Below are 15,069 nucleotides of genomic sequence, written 5' to 3' on the forward strand. Positions count from 1 at the left end.
GCAGTGCTCAAGACTGCTGCTATTGAACTGGAAAAAGTGCCACTCCTACCCCCAGGAGTCGGAGCGCCTCTTTTGAGAATTAACGAGTATTTTTACCCGCTCCCCACTGATTCGGACGCACATTCATTTCCACCAGAATATAAGAGCCGATCGCTTTTAAATCGTCATCACTCAGGTTTCTCATTTCTGGGAAAATATCCGCACTCCGAGTACTCGGATGGAGTTCATAAATTTCAATCTCTCCATCATAGGTGGTGGGATTCTGCATATAGTCAACTAAAGCCGCTAGATTATCACGGGGGGGTTCTGCTCCAGCCATAGCCTCAACACCCAATCCCACATTCGGGTTGGTTTTGGTCATCCCTGTTCCATGACACTGGGAACAGGTATCCACAAACAGTCTCTTCCCTAACACATACTCATCTTGAGTAATTGTTGTGGTCTCGCCTGCTTGATTAACGGGAATAGTGCGGTTCTTTTCCGAAATATTGGCAGCCGTCGCACTCCCGACAACAACGTTCAGGGCCAGAAATACAGTGGCTAATATCAGCACAATGTATCGTTTCAGCATGGTTCTCCCTCAAAGACTATGACATTTTGTTATTGGAATTTTCAACACTTTGGCCTACCCAAGACCCATGAGGAGTTAAAATACCTACTGGACTTGGGATTGTTACCCTCTATGTCGATCTTCATTTTGACATCCTCACCGCCCTGGAAGGACGGTGATTCCCAAACCTCACGATTTGGGTTCCTGCTTCTGTCCCTTGCGGGTTTTTCGCAACAGCGTTCTAGGGCACAATGCCTTTCGAGTCTGACATTCGCTCCACAGGCTGAAACGGTGTGTCCCACCGCCAAAAGCACAATATGAATATCATGCCACTGCGGGGTCTTTAGACCAACTCTCCGGTCAGATTTTCACCAACCTTAAACGAAAATAGGTTGACGCATAGTCTAGATATTTTGTCAATAGGTAGGGAGTAGGCAGTAGGGGCGAAAAATAGGCAAGCCCCTACTCAGGGTTTGAGCCTTTGATCGCGCGGTTTTTCCGATTCCCGATTCCCGACTGCCGACTCTCCACTGTCTTATACACTGGAACAAACTGAGTGTGGGATTAGAACAAAGATGAGTAATGGGTTTGTGGCATCTGATTATCCGAATCTGTCAGTGCTAGAAAAGGCGAATTTAAGTCATGCCGTGAATTATAGTCACTTAGGATCGATCGCCCAAATTTGGCCGATCGCCGCCCAAAAGTTTGGCGATATTGTCGCGCTCGAAGATATCCATAGCCAACAGAAGGTCAGCCTAACCTATAGCCAGATGTACGAGCAAATGCAACAGGTGGCGATCGCTCTGCAACAAATAGGTGTTAATCCTGGCGATCGCATTGCCCTGTTTGCCGATAATAGCCCCCGATGGTTTGTCGTTGACCAAGGGATTATGATGGCTGGAGCCGCCAATACGGTGCGAAGTTCCCAAGCAGATATCGACGAATTGCTCTATATCCTCCAAGATAGCGGCAGCAGCTTTCTGATTGTGGAAAATCTCAAAACCCTGGATAAACTGGCTCCTCGCTTAAACTCGATTACTCTACAAGCGATTATCCTCCTCAGTGATGAAGACCCACCCATTTCTTCTGGTGAGGCTCCTCTATATCTTAATTTTGGGCAATTATGCGACCGTGCCCAGGGAGAATCCTATCAACCAGTAGAACACAACCCCAAGCAGTTAGCGACGCTCATTTATACGTCTGGAACTACGGGAAAACCCAAGGGTGCGATGCTCTCCCATCGTAATTTGCTCTATCAAGTCAGTACTTTGGCAGTCGTGGTGGCTCCCGATCCGGGCGATCGCATTTTAAGCATTCTTCCCTCTTGGCATGTGTACGAGCGCACGATCGAGTACTATCTGCTCTCCCAAGGTTGTTCCCAGCGATACACCAATATCCGCAACTTCAAACAAGACCTAAAAAACTATAAACCCCATTACATGGTGGGTGTGCCTCGGTTGTGGGAATCTATTTATGAAGGTATTCAGAAAGAATTTCGGGAACAGCCCCAAAGTCGGCAAAAATTAATCCAAACCTTTCTCGGATTTTCGGAAGACTATGTTTCGGCCAAACGGATTAAGGAACAACTAGAGTTAGAGAATCTCAACCCATCTGCTTCAGAACGTACTTCAGCTACCATTAAGGCGGCGCTACTGGCTCCTTTACATTATTTAGGCGATCGCCTGATTTATCAAAAAGTTCGCCAAGCCACAGGTGGACAGATGAAACAAGTCATTAGTGGAGGAGGTTCCTTAGCCAAGCATATTGATAAGTTCTTTGAAATGATTAACTTTGAGATTTTAGTTGGCTATGGTTTAACCGAAACGGCTCCAGTACTCACCGCTCGGCGCTGCGATCGCAATTTACGCGGATCGTCCGGTACACCCCTACCCGGCACTGAAGTGCGAATTGTCGAGCCAAACACACGCCAACCCCTGCCCCAAGGCGATCGGGGATTGATTGTGGCTAGAGGCCCCCAAATTATGCAAGGCTATTATGGGAATATTCAAGCCACGGCTAAGGCCATTGACTCTGACGGATGGTTTGACACCGGAGACTTAGGCTTCCTCACCCCAGAGGGACAACTGGTGATTACCGGAAGAGCTAAAGATACCATTGTTTTAACCAATGGGGAAAATATCGAACCCCAACCCATTGAAGATGCTTGTACCCGCAGTCCGTATATCGATCAAATGATGCTTGTGGGGCAAGATCGGCGATCGCTCGGAGCCTTAATTGTGCCCAATGTCGAAGCCCTAGAGACCTGGGTTAAACAACATCATGCTGGCGATCGGGCAATTGCCCAAACCCTTGAGGATAGTACCTTGCAGTTCAACTTTGCTCATGAAGCCATTCAAGAGCTGTTCCGAGCCGAACTCAACCGGGAAGTCAAAAATCGCCCAGGATATCGCCCCGATGACCGTATTGGCCCCTTCCGTTTGATTACTGAACCCTTCTCCATTAACAATGGCATGATGACCCAAACCCTGAAAATCAAACGTCCCATTGTGAGAGAACAGTATCGCGATATGATTAACGGGATGTTCACTTAATCATCTTCAGAAACAGGATCGCCTGTTTTGACCCTCAATTGCACTGGACTTACACAGCGTGAATTTGCTAAACATGGATACCCAAAACCTGCTGCTCAAACGACCCGTTCGGATTAAAGTGATTGTGACTTCTCGATGGAAGGAAGAAGTTCAAGAACAACTCCAAAATCAACTCAACCAAATGGATACACAAATCCAACAGGTAGAGATGCAGGGCCAGAGCATGATTACCAATATGCAAACCCAAAATCCCCAACAGGTTGCCCAGATTCAAGCCCAGTTGAATCAGAAGAAAAATGAGTTACTGCAACAAAAAAATCAACTTCTAAACCAACTGAATCAGGTACAAACCTTAGAGTTAGATAAGGAAGTCGATCAAGGTCAAATGGATAGCTTCTTTACCGTTACCCCAGGAGAAAACCTGATCCAGAAAATGCAGGTGGAAATTGTCCTCCGAGATGGGGTGGTCGAAGAAATTCGAGGTCAGATTTAGCCGAAATTATAGACTTCTGGAAGAAGTCAGGCAAAAAGCAAAAAGCAAAAGGAAATAGGGAGCCACTGGTTTTTCCTATTCCCTATTCCCTATTACCCAATTAAAATTTTAAGGATAACAGTGCCATGATTCATGAAGTGTTCATGCCTGCCCTCAGTTCTACCATGACTGAAGGCAAGATTGTTTCTTGGGAAAAGTCCCTAGGGGACAAAATTGAGAAAGGAGAAACCGTCGTTATTGTCGAGTCTGATAAGGCAGACATGGATGTGGAATCCTTTTATGAAGGCTATCTCGCCACCATTATTGTAGATGCAGGTGGGGTTGCACCGGTAGGAGAAGCGATCGCCTTCATTGCGGAAACCGAAGCCGAAATTGAAACCGCTAAACAACAAGCCAAAAGCGCTCCTGCCGCTGCTGCCCCAGCCCCAGCCCCAGCTCCTGTTGCTGCCGCACCCGCTCCTGTTGCTGCAACGGCTCGCAGCAATGGCCGTACCATTGCCTCTCCTCGCGCCCGAAAATTGGCTAAAGACTTAAAGGTGGATTTAGCGACTTTAGTCGGGAGTGGCCCCCATGGACGCATCGTAGCCCAAGATGTGGAAAGTGCGGCTGGTGTGGCCCCCAGTGTAGCGCCGATCGCTGCTCCTGCCCCTGTTGCCGCTCCCAAACCTGTGGCTGCCCCTGCTCCCGCTCCCAAACCCGCAGTTACCCCCGGTCAGGTGGTACGCTTCAATACGTTGCAACAGGCTGTTATCCGCAACATGGTGGCTAGTTTAGCAGTGCCCACGTTCCATGTTGCTTATAGCATTACCACCGATAACCTGGATCGGCTCTATAAACAGATTAAGTCTAAGGGAGTTACCATGACCGCTCTGCTGGCAAAAGCCGTGGCGGTGGTTCTGGCTAAACATCCCATTGTCAATGCCGGTTATACCGAGGAAGGCATCCAATATCCCTCCAATATTAATGTAGCGATCGCGGTTGCCATGGATGATGGCGGCTTAATTACTCCAGTACTACAAAATGCCGATCGACTCGATATTTATTCCCTCTCGCGCACCTGGAAAGATTTAGTCGCTCGTTCTCGCTCCAAGCAGTTACAACCAGTAGAATACAATAGTGGAACCTTCACCCTCTCCAATTTGGGAATGTTTGGTGTAGATCAATTTGACGCTATTTTACCCCCAGGTCAAGGTTCAATTCTTGCCATTGGTGCCTCTAAACCCCAAGTGGTAGCCATGGACAATGGTTTAATGGGTGTGCGCCGACAAATGACAGTGAATATTACCTGCGATCATCGTATTATCTACGGTGCAGATGCAGCCGCATTCCTTAAAGATTTAGCCGATTTAATTGAAAATAATCCCGAATCTTTAACCCTGTAGGAGGGCGATTCCCTCTAGATCGCGAGGGAATGTCTACACCTAGAATAACTCGACCTTATCCCCCATCCCTGCATAGCCCTCTGCCATAGGATTAACGTACTATGCCAGAGGGTTATCGTATCTTACGAGCTATCATGCAACTTCAACTTAAACCGTCTTCAATTCAATTATCTCCCTTGCCCATCAACCGTCCGTTGTTGATGATTGGCCATGGGAGCCGAGATCGCGAGGGGCGAGAGGCATTTATCGATTTTGCGGCTGCCTATGAAGCTCTAGACCCTTCTCGACCCGTAATTCCTTGTTTTTTGGAGTTAACAGAACCCACCATTCTAGAAGGCGTTAAACGCTGTGTAGAGCAAGGGTATACGGAAGTGTCTGCGCTGCCGATTTTGTTATTTGCTGCCCGCCATAATAAATTTGATGTCACCAATGCCTTGGATGCAGCCCGGTTAGAGTATCCGCACGTGACATTTCACTATGGTCGGCATTTTGGGATTACGCCCAGTATTTTAGAGTTATGGGGCGATCGCCTAACTGCCCTGGATACCCCAGAGTATCCCCGCGCTGACACCGTACTCCTCTTTGTAGGGCGCGGATCGAGCGATCCAGATGCCAATGGAGATGTTTATAAGTTAGCCCGCATGGTGTGGGAAGGAAGCGGTTATCAAACCGTCGAAACCTGTTTCATCGGTATTACCCATCCTCGCCTAGAAGAAGGGTTTCGCCGCGCTCGGCTCTATCAGCCGAAGCGAATTATCGTGTTACCCTATTTCTTATTCACTGGAGTATTGGTGAAGAAAATTGCCGATATCACCGCCGAGCAACAGGAACAGTTTCCAGAGATTAACCATGTGTGCTTATCTGAGATGGGAATCGATCCTCATTTAATGCATCTGGTGCGCGATCGCGAAATTGAAACCCAATTGGGACAAGTACAGATGAACTGTGAGTTATGCAAATTCCGGTTAGCTGCTCTCGGTGATGGCGATCATTCCCACGATCGCAGTCATCATCACCATCATCACCATCACGATCATCCCCCAGTCGATCCCTATGCCGATCCTCAAGCCTATCATCAACGGATTTGGCAAGTACCATGAGTGAATCAAAAACCTTTCAAGTCGGCGATCGTGTGCGCGTAGTTGCCCTTCCGCCCTACGTCAAAACCGCCGAACCCATGCCCATGCTTCGCCCTCCCGATGTCATTCAACTCGGTGAAGAAGGCACAATTCTTGACTGTCGTCCCGGAGGCTATTGGGGCGTTCGCTTTGCTGGAGGGGCGTTTCTGATGGATAGCCAATATATCGAAGTCGTTTCCTGACGGAGATAGGGAGATGGGGAAGACGCGGGGACACGGAGATGCAGAAACCTCTTTCCCATTCCCCATTCCCCATTCCCCATTCCCCATTCCCTATTCCCTATTCCCAAAATTTTTTCCCCATCTCCTTGACAAACCCCAAAATTCATGTAACTATAGATATTGGCTTGATTAAGGGACTGTAGTTCAATTGGTTAGAGCACCGCCCTGTCACGGCGGAAGTTGCGGGTTCGAGCCCCGTCAGTCCCGTTAACCCCTCTGAATAGAAAAACGTTTCTCCTAGACTCACTGCCCGGCAAAACGTCTAGGAGTTTTTAGTATTAAACAGCCGATAGGGTGGGCAGGATATCGTTGGTAGAATTTGAATCATATTGCAACCTTCTCCTGCCCATTCCCTATTCTCTAATTCCCTATTCCCTCACCCATCGTTACCCCTGGACAAGAAACCTTCGTTCCTCCCAACCCACAATAGCCACCAGGATTTTTAGCTAGATACTGTTGGTGATAGTCTTCAGCATAATAAAACTCAGGCGCGTCAAGAATTTCCGTCGTAATTTCGTTATATCCAGCTTTCTTAAGCGCCTCTTGGTAGACTTGGCGGGATTTTTCAGCCAGTTCTTTCTGAGCCTCAGAATAGACATAAATCCCAGAACGGTATTGGGTTCCCACGTCATTCCCTTGGCGCATTCCTTGGGTAGGATCGTGGCTTTCCCAGAAGACTTTGAGGAGATTTTCATAACTAACTTGCTGGGGATCAAAAACCACTAGCACGACTTCGTTATGACCCGTTTTACCCGTACACACTTCATGGTAGTTTGGGTTGGGGGTATACCCACCTGCATAACCCACAGCAGTGCTAAAGACTCCTGGTTGTTTCCAGAAACAGCGTTCTGCTCCCCAAAAACAGCCTAAGCCAAACACCGCCATTTCTAATCCCTCTGGGTAGGGAGGTTGAAGGGGGTTACCGTTAACAAAGTGTGTATCAGGTACAGGCATGGGGGTTTTACGCCCTGGTAAGGCTTCTTCAGGAGTGGGGAGGGTGGTTTTCTTACCTAATCCAAATAGAAACATAGATCAATTCTGACATAAGGAACTGCTTCTATTGTTACAAAACTTTGTGAAGTTGGCACGATGAGGAGTTGAGAAGATGGTGAAGACAGGAAGATGTAGGGAGATGGAGAAACTCCAGACTTAGAGATAGACTCGCCTCAACTCATGACTTATTACTCATTGCTGATACTGATTAATTCGTTCAGGATGATAGGCTAGGGGAGTAAATTGCCATGAGAAATGCATGGGAAAAAAGAAGAAAGCGAGTGAACCAAAACCGCGTAAACTCTCCAAGAAAAGATATGAATCTGCATTAACTCAGCTTCATGCTGAATTGGTGAAGTTGCAATATTGGGTACAAGCCAAAGGGCTAAGGATTATTATCGTCTTTGAAGGTCGGGATGCAGCCGGAAAAGGCGGTATTATTAAGCGCATAGTCGATCGCGTCAGTCCTAGGGTATTTCGCATCGTTGCCTTACCCACTCCTTCAGAACGGGAAAAAACTCAATTATATCTACAGCGTTATATTCAACATTTTCCCGCAGCCGGAGAAGTCGTCATTTTCGATCGCAGTTGGTACAATCGCGCTGGAGTTGAACGGGTGATGGGGTTTTGCACCGATAAGGAATATCAGCGTTTTTTGCACTATACCCCAACGTTTGAACAGATGATTGTCGATGCCGGCATTCAACTAATCAAGTATTGGTTGGATACGAGTATGGCAGAACAAGAGCGTCGATTTCAAGACCGAATTGACGATCCGCGTAAAATCTGGAAATTAAGCACCATGGATGTAGAATCCTATCGACGCTGGTATGATTATTCCCAGGCTAGGGATAAAATGTTAAGGGCAACAGACACTCATTTTGCTCCTTGGTATATTGTGCCGGCTGATGACAAGAAACGGGCCCGCCTCAATTGTATTTCCCATTTCCTCAGTTTGATTCCCTATGAAGAGTTGCCGATTAAACCGGTGAAACTGGGCAAGCGAGATCTGAGCAATCAATATGACGATCATTTGTCCTTAAAGGGTAGAAGGTTTATTCCTCAAAACTTCTAGATGATGGCTTATGATAGATCTCTGAGTTGGGTCGAGCAACGAAACGCAACTCATTCAACCTTTAAGGAGCGCCAAATGTCCAGTCAGAATATAGATTCGATCAAAACTATCTTCCAAAGTCGCCTAACCACTCTCGAACACCTCCTAAAGTCAGCATCGGATCATTTTAGTGGCAGTGAGTCGTTTCTTCACAAGCGGATTGCAACGGATATGCTTCCCTTCAGTACACAAGTTGCGTTCACCTGTAATCAACCCCGAAACTTTGCTTTATGGTGCGAGGGCAAACCGATGGATAATCTCGATCCAGACGTTATCTCTTTGGCACAGGCATACGAACATATAGCAAATACCCAGAAACAAGTTTCTGGCATTAATGTTGACGACCAAAAGCTAAGTGAATTGGCGCGCATCGATCTCAATGAGGGTCGTTACATCGAGCTGTCGGGTGATGCCTATGTGAACGAGTTTCTCATGCCAAACTTTTACTTTCATCTGGTTACAGCTTACGATATTCTTCGCATGGCTGGTGTACCCATTGGTAAGCAAAATTACATGATGCACTTGGTGCCACCGATCGAGTTGCCAAGCCAGTAGGGTGGCAGTGCTTACCCCTTGACTCCATTATTTTACCCATTACCAGCGCCAAGCGCTATATCCCTAATGTCTACCGATCTATCTACAGAAATACAAAACGCGGTTGATGGCCGGCGTAATTTTGCAATTATTTCTCACCCTGATGCGGGTAAAACCACGTTAACAGAAAAATTACTCCTCTATGGAGGGGCAATTCATGAAGCGGGGGCAGTGAAGGCAAGGGCAAGTCAGCGCCGAGCAACTTCAGATTGGATGGCAATGGAGCAACAACGGGGAATTTCGATTACTTCGACGGTGTTGCAGTTTGAGTATCAAGACTGTCAGATTAATTTGTTGGATACTCCGGGACACCAGGATTTTAGTGAGGATACTTATCGCACGTTGGCGGCTGCGGATAATGCGGTGATGTTGGAGGATGCGGCGAAGGGGTTGGAGCCACAAACCCGCAAACTGTTTGAAGTCTGTCGAATGCGGAAAATTCCGATTTTTACGTTTTTTAATAAGATGGATCGTCCCACCCGCGAACCTCTAGAGTTGTTGGACGAAATTGAGCAGGAGTTGGGGTTAAAAACGTATCCGGTTAATTGGCCGATTGGTACGGGCGATCGCTTCCAAGGGGTGTACGATCGCCGTACCGAGGAAATCCATTTGTTTGAACGCAATGCCCATGGTAAACAAGCGGCAAAGGATACCATGATTCGCTTGGGCGATCCGCGCATTGAGGAGTTGTTAGACCAGGATTTGTATTATCAGCTTAAGGAAGATTTGGAATTGTTGGATGGGTTGGGGTCAGAGTTTGACTTAGACGAAATCCATGCGGGAGAACTAACCCCTGTGTTTTTTGGCAGTGCCATGACTAATTTTGGCGTGCAGTTGTTTTTAGATGCGTTTTTAGATTATGCGCTCAAACCGGGAGATCGCAAGAGTAACCAGGGTTTGATGTCCCCAGAGTATCCAGAGTTTACGGGGTTTGTGTTTAAGTTGCAGGCAAATATGGACCCGAAACACCGCGATCGCGTGGCATTTGTGCGAGTTTGTACGGGTAAGTTTGAAAAGGATATGACGGTCAGTCACGCTCGCACTGGGAAAACAGTGCGCCTCTCGCGCCCCCAGAAGCTGTTTGCTCAAGACCGAGGATCGGTGGATGTGGCGTATCCGGGGGATGTAATTGGGTTAAATAATCCTGGCGTGTTTGCGATCGGAGATACGATTTATACGGGTAAAAAATTGGAATATGAAGGTATTCCCTGTTTTTCCCCAGAATTATTTGCCTATTTGAGAAATCCCAATCCCTCGAAGTTTAAGCAATTCCATAAAGGGGTAACCCAATTGCGGGAAGAGGGAGCTGTACAGATTATGTATTCGAGTGATGAATCTAAGCGCGACCCGATTTTAGCTGCTGTGGGACAGTTGCAATTTGAGGTGGTGCAATTTCGACTGCTAAATGAATATGGGGTGGAAACGCGCACAGAACTCCTACCCTATTCTGTCGCTAGATGGGTACTCAATGGCTGGGAAATTTTGGACAAGATTGGCCGCTTATTTAATACGATGACAGTCAAGGATAATTGGGATCGACCCGTGTTGTTGTTTAAGAATGAGTGGAATTTTCAGCAAGTGCAAGGCGATCATCCAGAGCTGAAATTGAGTGCGATCGCGCCCTTATCCTCTGGAATGAATTAAAAATTCACAGTCATCTATGAATTCAGCAAACCCTACTTGGTTATTTATGGATCAAACCCCAAAAAGGAGTTGACTTTTGTCATATCGTACTAGGCTGCACCTGGTCGCACGAACCTATATTAACGCCCACTCCTGGCTGGAATTCATCCCAATTCTTACGGACTTACTCGTAGCATTGAGGTGGTGTGATGGGTAGGTTTTTCAAGTAAAATAAGGTCGCCCTATCGAAAGACTCCAGCAACAATACAACCTCTGTGGTTGTATCGTAATTATCGACAACTTCCAAGATGTGAGCAATCATAAAGTGATGGGGCAAAATTGCACTCTCAGAAGCCGCTAATCAGGCATTCAGGAACGGCGCAAGGCGAGAAAGTCTGACAAAATGGATTTGGAATGATTCTTCGCCAACCCCCAATGTTGGAGAATTTGTGCTACAAGAGATCGCGCCGCGCTTCTGACTGAGATGACCAGCCCAGTGCATTATAGCCAATGACCAACAAATTACTGGCAATAAAATTTTGATGCCAATTCGATCCATCGTTGGTTTCACTCATTAAAGATCTCTATGCATGAAAGTAAATCCAGTTGAGATTTAGGTTAAAGGTAACACCCACTGCCTGCAATTCATTGCGGATGCGATCGCCACTCGCGTCAACCTCTGCCCGAAAGCCTTGTTCTTGAAGTTGTTGGGCAGCAGCTTCAGGTGGTAGGCGAAACAGTACTATCTTGACAATTAGCGTAGGATTAGCTAGTATGATGATGTAGTCATACCCATCTGTCGCATACGGTTGGCAGCCATGAGTAAGAAAGTCAGCATAACCTTGGATGACGAAATTCTAGAGTTCGTAGATCGGTTAGCAAGCAATCGTAGCAGTTTCATAAATGATATTCTCTGGCAAGAAAAGAGGAGGATTTTTATGAAGGAGCTAGAAGATGCTTACAAAGATCAGGCTAATGACCCAGAGTTGCAACAGGAAATTTATGTATGGGATATTACAGTGGGCGATGGTTTAAATGCCTAACGGACACTTAACCTACAAGCGAGGGGAGATATGGTGGGTCGATCTACACCCTGTTGTTGGTCATGAGACTGATAAAAAGCGACCTTGTCTGATTTTGCAAAATGATATTGGCAACCAAAATGGGGCAACGACAATAGTTGCTCCATTGTTGCCTGGGGCAAGGACTTATCCGTTTGTTGTGAATATTACACCGACTGCCAAGAATGGATTAGATAACGATCGACACATCAACTTAAGTCAAATGAGAGCTGTGGATGCCCAGAGGATTAAAAATAAACAGGGTGATTTAGAGGAGATTTACTGGGAAGAGATTGAGAAAGCGGTATGTATTGAGCTTGGTTTTAGTTTAGCATTTAGGTCTTTCTCTTAGCATTGACCTTGTGTTAGTGCCTCCAAATCAAGGTTTCTCCTTCATCTGTCACCTCTTCAACAAAGCCTCGGAGATGATCCGCACTCCAGTCGATCGCCTGTTTGCTTCCATGATTAAGAATATTTCGACCGGGGGTATCGGGATCGAGTCCCACATAGTTGCGTAAATCTTGCATCCATAACGATCGCCCCTTACCTTACAATTAAGGGGATGCTTGCCAAAACCTGCCATGAGTCGCCAACATCAACCAAAGACTTCCGCTCACAAGGCAAAACCCCAGTTTGCTGCACCTCCTGTCATTCAGCCGAAAGCAACGAAGAAGAGGAAACCAGAACTTCCAGAGTGGAAACCCGGAGGGAGTGGTGCCGTAAGTCCTCTGCAACGGCTGATTGACAGCAAAGTTGCGCAAGCTAAGTTGACCATCGGTCAACCCAACGATCAGTATGAACAACAAGCAGATGCAGTAGCCAAAGATGTAGTACAGCGGATTAATTCGCCTGTTTCTGATGCACCCCAGGAAACACAGGAAAATAATTTGCAGATGAAATCCCTACTGCAACGCAAAGAAAGCCAAGAACCACCAGAAAATAAAACCGGATTACCCAATCGCTTGAAAGCTGGGGTAGAAACACTTTCTGGCATCTCTATAGATGATGTCAAAGTGCATTATAATTCCCCTGAGCCTGCTAAACTACAGGCTGCTGCTTACACAGAAGGAACAGACATTCATGTAGCCCCAAAACAGGAAAAACACCTTGCTCACGAGGCCTGGCACGTTGTACAACAAAAACAAGCGAGGGTCAAACCTTCTGTGCAACTCAAAGGGATTAAAGCCAATGTAGATTCTAAGTTAGAGCAAGAAGCCGATGTCATGGGAGCAAAAGCGGCTCGTCTTTCCAATGTCGTTTCTCGCTTGCCGGAGCGTAATCAAGTAGAATTGAGTCGGGAACAGCTAGGACAAGCTTCAGCGATCCAAGCTCAACCCGTGAAACAATTTAAAAATGGGGGTAGTAGCAGCAGTGGCACAGAAAGCGGAACATCAGAGAAACCAACATACGATGTAGACCGGGACAACCAACAATTCCCATCCAGTAACAGTAAATTGACTGATAAAGTGTTGGAAAACCCCAAATATGCAAAGATCCCAAAAGATTCAAAGATACCAGCCGTTACTGTAAAGTGCTTCAATCTTGAACCTGTGCGTGTTGAGGAAGTCAGCACTTGGTTTGACTTAGGAACAGAGATATCTCGTAAAGAAGTACCCACTGTTCTTTACCGACCAAAATCTGAAAAGGTCGTTTATCATACCACGAAAAAAGAGGATGTCGAGTCTATTGTGTCGAATGGTTTAGACCCAAGCTATGGGGGTAAAAAGGGAGCGGTGGGAACAGTAGGAGAGGCCAATGCACGCGATTATGTTTATTTAGGCCACGATATTGTTGTCGCTAAACAGGTTGCTCAGAACTTTTACGGGGATGACGATGGAATAATGACAATTTTGAAAGTCACTATTACTCCAGATATTCTCTTTGTTCGAGATCCAGATATGACCAGTGCTGTCAGAACAACAGCTAAATTAACAAATATTGAACCATTCGCTAATACTTATAGTTTTGAAGGGGCTGGACCTCTACGAAATAGAATTGAGGGAGGTCGTCATTTCGAGTGGGATCCAAATGAGCAAACGGACGCACTAACACTGAGAAAACTTGAACAGAAACAGAAAAAGAAAGATAAAAAAAGATAAAAAAGGAATGTAAAGAGGGTGGGAGAATTTTAGTCAAAGATGAATCAACTTTCTGTGGATTTAAAGGAGATTTTGGCGGAAATTCGTCATTGTGCTATAGATATCACGCAACAAGAGTGGCAGGAATTGGGGGATGCGATCGACAAATTTCTGCCCAACCCCCTTAACCCCTTTTTTCTGCTTCCTATGGTGACTGGGATAGGATGTCATGGGAAACGAGAGGAACTGACTCGCACTGCTGCTGTGGTGACGCTTTTGGATGTTTGTTTTAGAATTATGGATGATTGCGCGGATCGGGACGATCCGACTTCTTTGGATCGTCAGGTGGGTATGGGTCGGGCAATTCATTATGCCATGGCAATCAATGCGATCGCCACTCAGGAATTATTGAACTTTGCGATCGCGCCACCCAGTTCCAGTGACTTAATCCCATATTATTTTCAATCATTCCTGCAAGTTTGCCAAGGACAAGACCGAGATTTAAAAACCAATGTCAACTCCTTGCAAGAGTATCAAGACCTGATTAAACTCAAAACCCTACCTGCTTATCAATTTGCCACCGTTATCGGTGCTTGTGTAGCTGCTGCTGACCCCCAACAACTGAATGCTGCTGCTGAATTTGGTCAACATTTAGGATGGATGACCCAAATGTTAGATGATATTGAATCGATTTGGTTTCCCACTGTGGAAAATCAACGAGAAATCGAAAAAAAAACATTTCCAGTTCTTTTGGGTTTATCCCTCGATCATCCTAACGCAGAACGTTTAGAAAAGATGTTTCACCAAAAACAATACCACAGGAAGACAATCTGCACATTGCTGGATGAAATGGATATTCGGACTCGCTTAATTCATTCAGCACTAAATCATCGAGATGAAGCCCTTAAATCTCTTGAGAATTTACCCAATTCAGAAGGAAAAGCAATCTTACAAATTTGGCTTGATTGGTATTTGGGTCAGGGAGAACGGTTATTGCAACCCATTGAACCCGATAGTGTTAGTCCATAGAAAACAAGTGACAACTGTTTCTCTCATCAGAGACTCTATTTTTGAAAACCAATCCCCTATTGAATCAAAGCTTAAGGGGTGACAAGGTAGCTCAAAGGTCGCTATAGCGACCTTTTTCGGTGGTATTTTGCTAAAAACATCAACTGAAAGGTCGCGATCGCATAACCATAGCATCAGGTTATCCCTCTTCTGTCACTCTCCGAGAATGAAGATAGAATAAAATAGAGTCTCAATAGCAGA

General features: G+C 46.1%; 14 protein-coding genes, 1 tRNA gene and 2 pseudogenes. 13 read left to right on the forward strand and 4 right to left on the reverse strand.

Going from position 1 to position 15,069, the window contains the following annotated elements:
- Nucleotides 1-79 precede the first annotated feature (79 nt).
- Nucleotides 80-571 (reverse strand): photosystem II cytochrome c-550, encoded by a 492-nt coding sequence (psbV, locus tag J7545_RS16520; protein WP_318700434.1) that lies wholly within the window; start codon nt 569-571, stop codon nt 80-82.
- A gap of 554 nt (nt 572-1,125) precedes the next feature.
- Between psbV and J7545_RS16525 the strand changes: the two genes are divergently transcribed.
- From J7545_RS16525 to J7545_RS16550, 6 genes are all read left to right on the forward strand, one after another.
- Nucleotides 1,126-3,102 carry an AMP-dependent synthetase/ligase gene (locus tag J7545_RS16525; protein WP_318700433.1) on the forward strand — a complete coding sequence of 659 codons (1,977 nt, stop codon included), beginning with the start codon at nt 1,126-1,128 and terminating at the stop codon, nt 3,100-3,102.
- Nucleotides 3,103-3,175: 73 nt separating this feature from the next.
- The gene (locus J7545_RS16530) at nt 3,176-3,595 is read left to right on the forward strand and encodes a YlqD family protein (protein ID WP_318700432.1); all 420 of its coding nucleotides are present in this window, start codon (nt 3,176-3,178) and stop codon (nt 3,593-3,595) included.
- A gap of 125 nt (nt 3,596-3,720) precedes the next feature.
- A complete protein-coding gene (locus J7545_RS16535) occupies nt 3,721-4,977 on the forward strand; it encodes a dihydrolipoamide acetyltransferase family protein (RefSeq protein WP_318700431.1) in 1,257 nt (418 codons plus the stop codon).
- 134 nt (nt 4,978-5,111) lie between these two features.
- Nucleotides 5,112-6,077 (forward strand): sirohydrochlorin chelatase, encoded by a 966-nt coding sequence (locus J7545_RS16540; protein ID WP_413038744.1) that lies wholly within the window; start codon nt 5,112-5,114, stop codon nt 6,075-6,077.
- Nucleotides 6,074-6,298 (forward strand): regulatory protein SipA, encoded by a 225-nt coding sequence (sipA, locus tag J7545_RS16545; protein ID WP_318700429.1) that lies wholly within the window; start codon nt 6,074-6,076, stop codon nt 6,296-6,298. The genes J7545_RS16540 and sipA overlap by 4 nt, the downstream gene beginning before the upstream one ends.
- A 172-nt stretch (nt 6,299-6,470) precedes the next feature.
- Nucleotides 6,471-6,544, forward strand: a tRNA-Asp gene (locus J7545_RS16550).
- Nucleotides 6,545-6,697: 153 nt separating this feature from the next.
- Here the strand turns inward: J7545_RS16550 and msrA are convergent.
- Nucleotides 6,698-7,366: a peptide-methionine (S)-S-oxide reductase MsrA gene (gene msrA, locus J7545_RS16555; protein WP_318719881.1), complete on the reverse strand. Its 669-nt coding sequence runs from the start codon at nt 7,364-7,366 to the stop codon at nt 6,698-6,700.
- Between the two features lie 223 nt (nt 7,367-7,589).
- Between msrA and ppk2 the strand changes: the two genes are divergently transcribed.
- From ppk2 to prfC, 3 genes are all read left to right on the forward strand, one after another.
- Entirely contained in the window at nt 7,590-8,405 is an 816-nt protein-coding gene (gene ppk2, locus J7545_RS16560; RefSeq protein WP_318700427.1) for a polyphosphate kinase 2, read from the forward strand.
- A gap of 75 nt (nt 8,406-8,480) precedes the next feature.
- The gene (locus tag J7545_RS16565) at nt 8,481-8,999 is read left to right on the forward strand and encodes a DUF1993 domain-containing protein (RefSeq protein ID WP_413038745.1); all 519 of its coding nucleotides are present in this window, start codon (nt 8,481-8,483) and stop codon (nt 8,997-8,999) included.
- Nucleotides 9,000-9,065: 66 nt separating this feature from the next.
- Complete coding sequence (gene prfC, locus J7545_RS16570; RefSeq protein ID WP_318700425.1) at nt 9,066-10,682, forward strand: peptide chain release factor 3; 1,617 nt, start codon at nt 9,066-9,068, stop codon at nt 10,680-10,682.
- 166 nt (nt 10,683-10,848) lie between these two features.
- Here the strand turns inward: prfC and J7545_RS24150 are convergent.
- Nucleotides 10,849-11,236 (reverse strand): annotated as a pseudogene (locus J7545_RS24150) (hypothetical protein); the annotation flags it as partial.
- 243 nt (nt 11,237-11,479) lie between these two features.
- On the opposite strand from J7545_RS24150, the gene J7545_RS16580 reads away from it, so the two are divergent.
- Both J7545_RS16580 and J7545_RS16585 read left to right on the forward strand, forming a co-directional pair.
- Nucleotides 11,480-11,704 (forward strand): hypothetical protein, encoded by a 225-nt coding sequence (locus J7545_RS16580; protein WP_318700423.1) that lies wholly within the window; start codon nt 11,480-11,482, stop codon nt 11,702-11,704.
- On the forward strand, nt 11,697-12,074 hold the full coding sequence (locus J7545_RS16585; protein WP_318700422.1) for a type II toxin-antitoxin system PemK/MazF family toxin: 378 nt from the start codon (nt 11,697-11,699) through the stop codon (nt 12,072-12,074). Before J7545_RS16580 ends, J7545_RS16585 begins: the two co-directional genes overlap by 8 nt.
- Before the next feature lie 28 nt (nt 12,075-12,102).
- Here the strand turns inward: J7545_RS16585 and J7545_RS16590 are convergent.
- A pseudogene (locus J7545_RS16590) lies at nt 12,103-12,270 on the reverse strand (NAD(P)/FAD-dependent oxidoreductase); the annotation flags it as partial.
- Between the two features lie 33 nt (nt 12,271-12,303).
- On the opposite strand from J7545_RS16590, the gene J7545_RS16595 reads away from it, so the two are divergent.
- Nucleotides 12,304-13,821, forward strand: coding sequence for a DUF4157 domain-containing protein (locus J7545_RS16595; RefSeq protein ID WP_318719882.1), 1,518 nt, complete (start codon nt 12,304-12,306; stop codon nt 13,819-13,821).
- A gap of 39 nt (nt 13,822-13,860) precedes the next feature.
- Nucleotides 13,861-14,829: a polyprenyl synthetase family protein gene (locus tag J7545_RS16600; RefSeq protein ID WP_318700419.1), complete on the forward strand. Its 969-nt coding sequence runs from the start codon at nt 13,861-13,863 to the stop codon at nt 14,827-14,829.
- Nucleotides 14,830-15,069: the final 240 nt, after the last annotated feature.

The organism is Roseofilum sp. SBFL, assembly GCF_017746885.1.
GTDB lineage: Bacteria > Cyanobacteriota > Cyanobacteriia > Cyanobacteriales > Desertifilaceae > Roseofilum.

Coding starts and splice junctions, on each gene's coding strand:
- J7545_RS16565 (WP_413038745.1), top strand. CDS start 8,481: ATGTCCAGTCAGAATATAGATTCGATCAAAACTATCTTCCAAAGTCGC.
- msrA (WP_318719881.1), bottom strand. CDS start 7,366: ATGTTTCTATTTGGATTAGGTAAGAAAACCACCCTCCCCACTCCTGAA.
- J7545_RS16530 (WP_318700432.1), top strand. CDS start 3,176: ATGGATACCCAAAACCTGCTGCTCAAACGACCCGTTCGGATTAAAGTG.
- J7545_RS16595 (WP_318719882.1), top strand. CDS start 12,304: ATGAGTCGCCAACATCAACCAAAGACTTCCGCTCACAAGGCAAAACCC.
- ppk2 (WP_318700427.1), top strand. CDS start 7,590: ATGGGAAAAAAGAAGAAAGCGAGTGAACCAAAACCGCGTAAACTCTCC.
- J7545_RS16525 (WP_318700433.1), top strand. CDS start 1,126: ATGAGTAATGGGTTTGTGGCATCTGATTATCCGAATCTGTCAGTGCTA.
- psbV (WP_318700434.1), bottom strand. CDS start 571: ATGCTGAAACGATACATTGTGCTGATATTAGCCACTGTATTTCTGGCC.
- J7545_RS16600 (WP_318700419.1), top strand. CDS start 13,861: ATGAATCAACTTTCTGTGGATTTAAAGGAGATTTTGGCGGAAATTCGT.
- J7545_RS16535 (WP_318700431.1), top strand. CDS start 3,721: ATGATTCATGAAGTGTTCATGCCTGCCCTCAGTTCTACCATGACTGAA.
- J7545_RS16580 (WP_318700423.1), top strand. CDS start 11,480: ATGAGTAAGAAAGTCAGCATAACCTTGGATGACGAAATTCTAGAGTTC.
- J7545_RS16540 (WP_413038744.1), top strand. CDS start 5,112: ATGCAACTTCAACTTAAACCGTCTTCAATTCAATTATCTCCCTTGCCC.
- sipA (WP_318700429.1), top strand. CDS start 6,074: ATGAGTGAATCAAAAACCTTTCAAGTCGGCGATCGTGTGCGCGTAGTT.
- prfC (WP_318700425.1), top strand. CDS start 9,066: ATGTCTACCGATCTATCTACAGAAATACAAAACGCGGTTGATGGCCGG.
- J7545_RS16585 (WP_318700422.1), top strand. CDS start 11,697: ATGCCTAACGGACACTTAACCTACAAGCGAGGGGAGATATGGTGGGTC.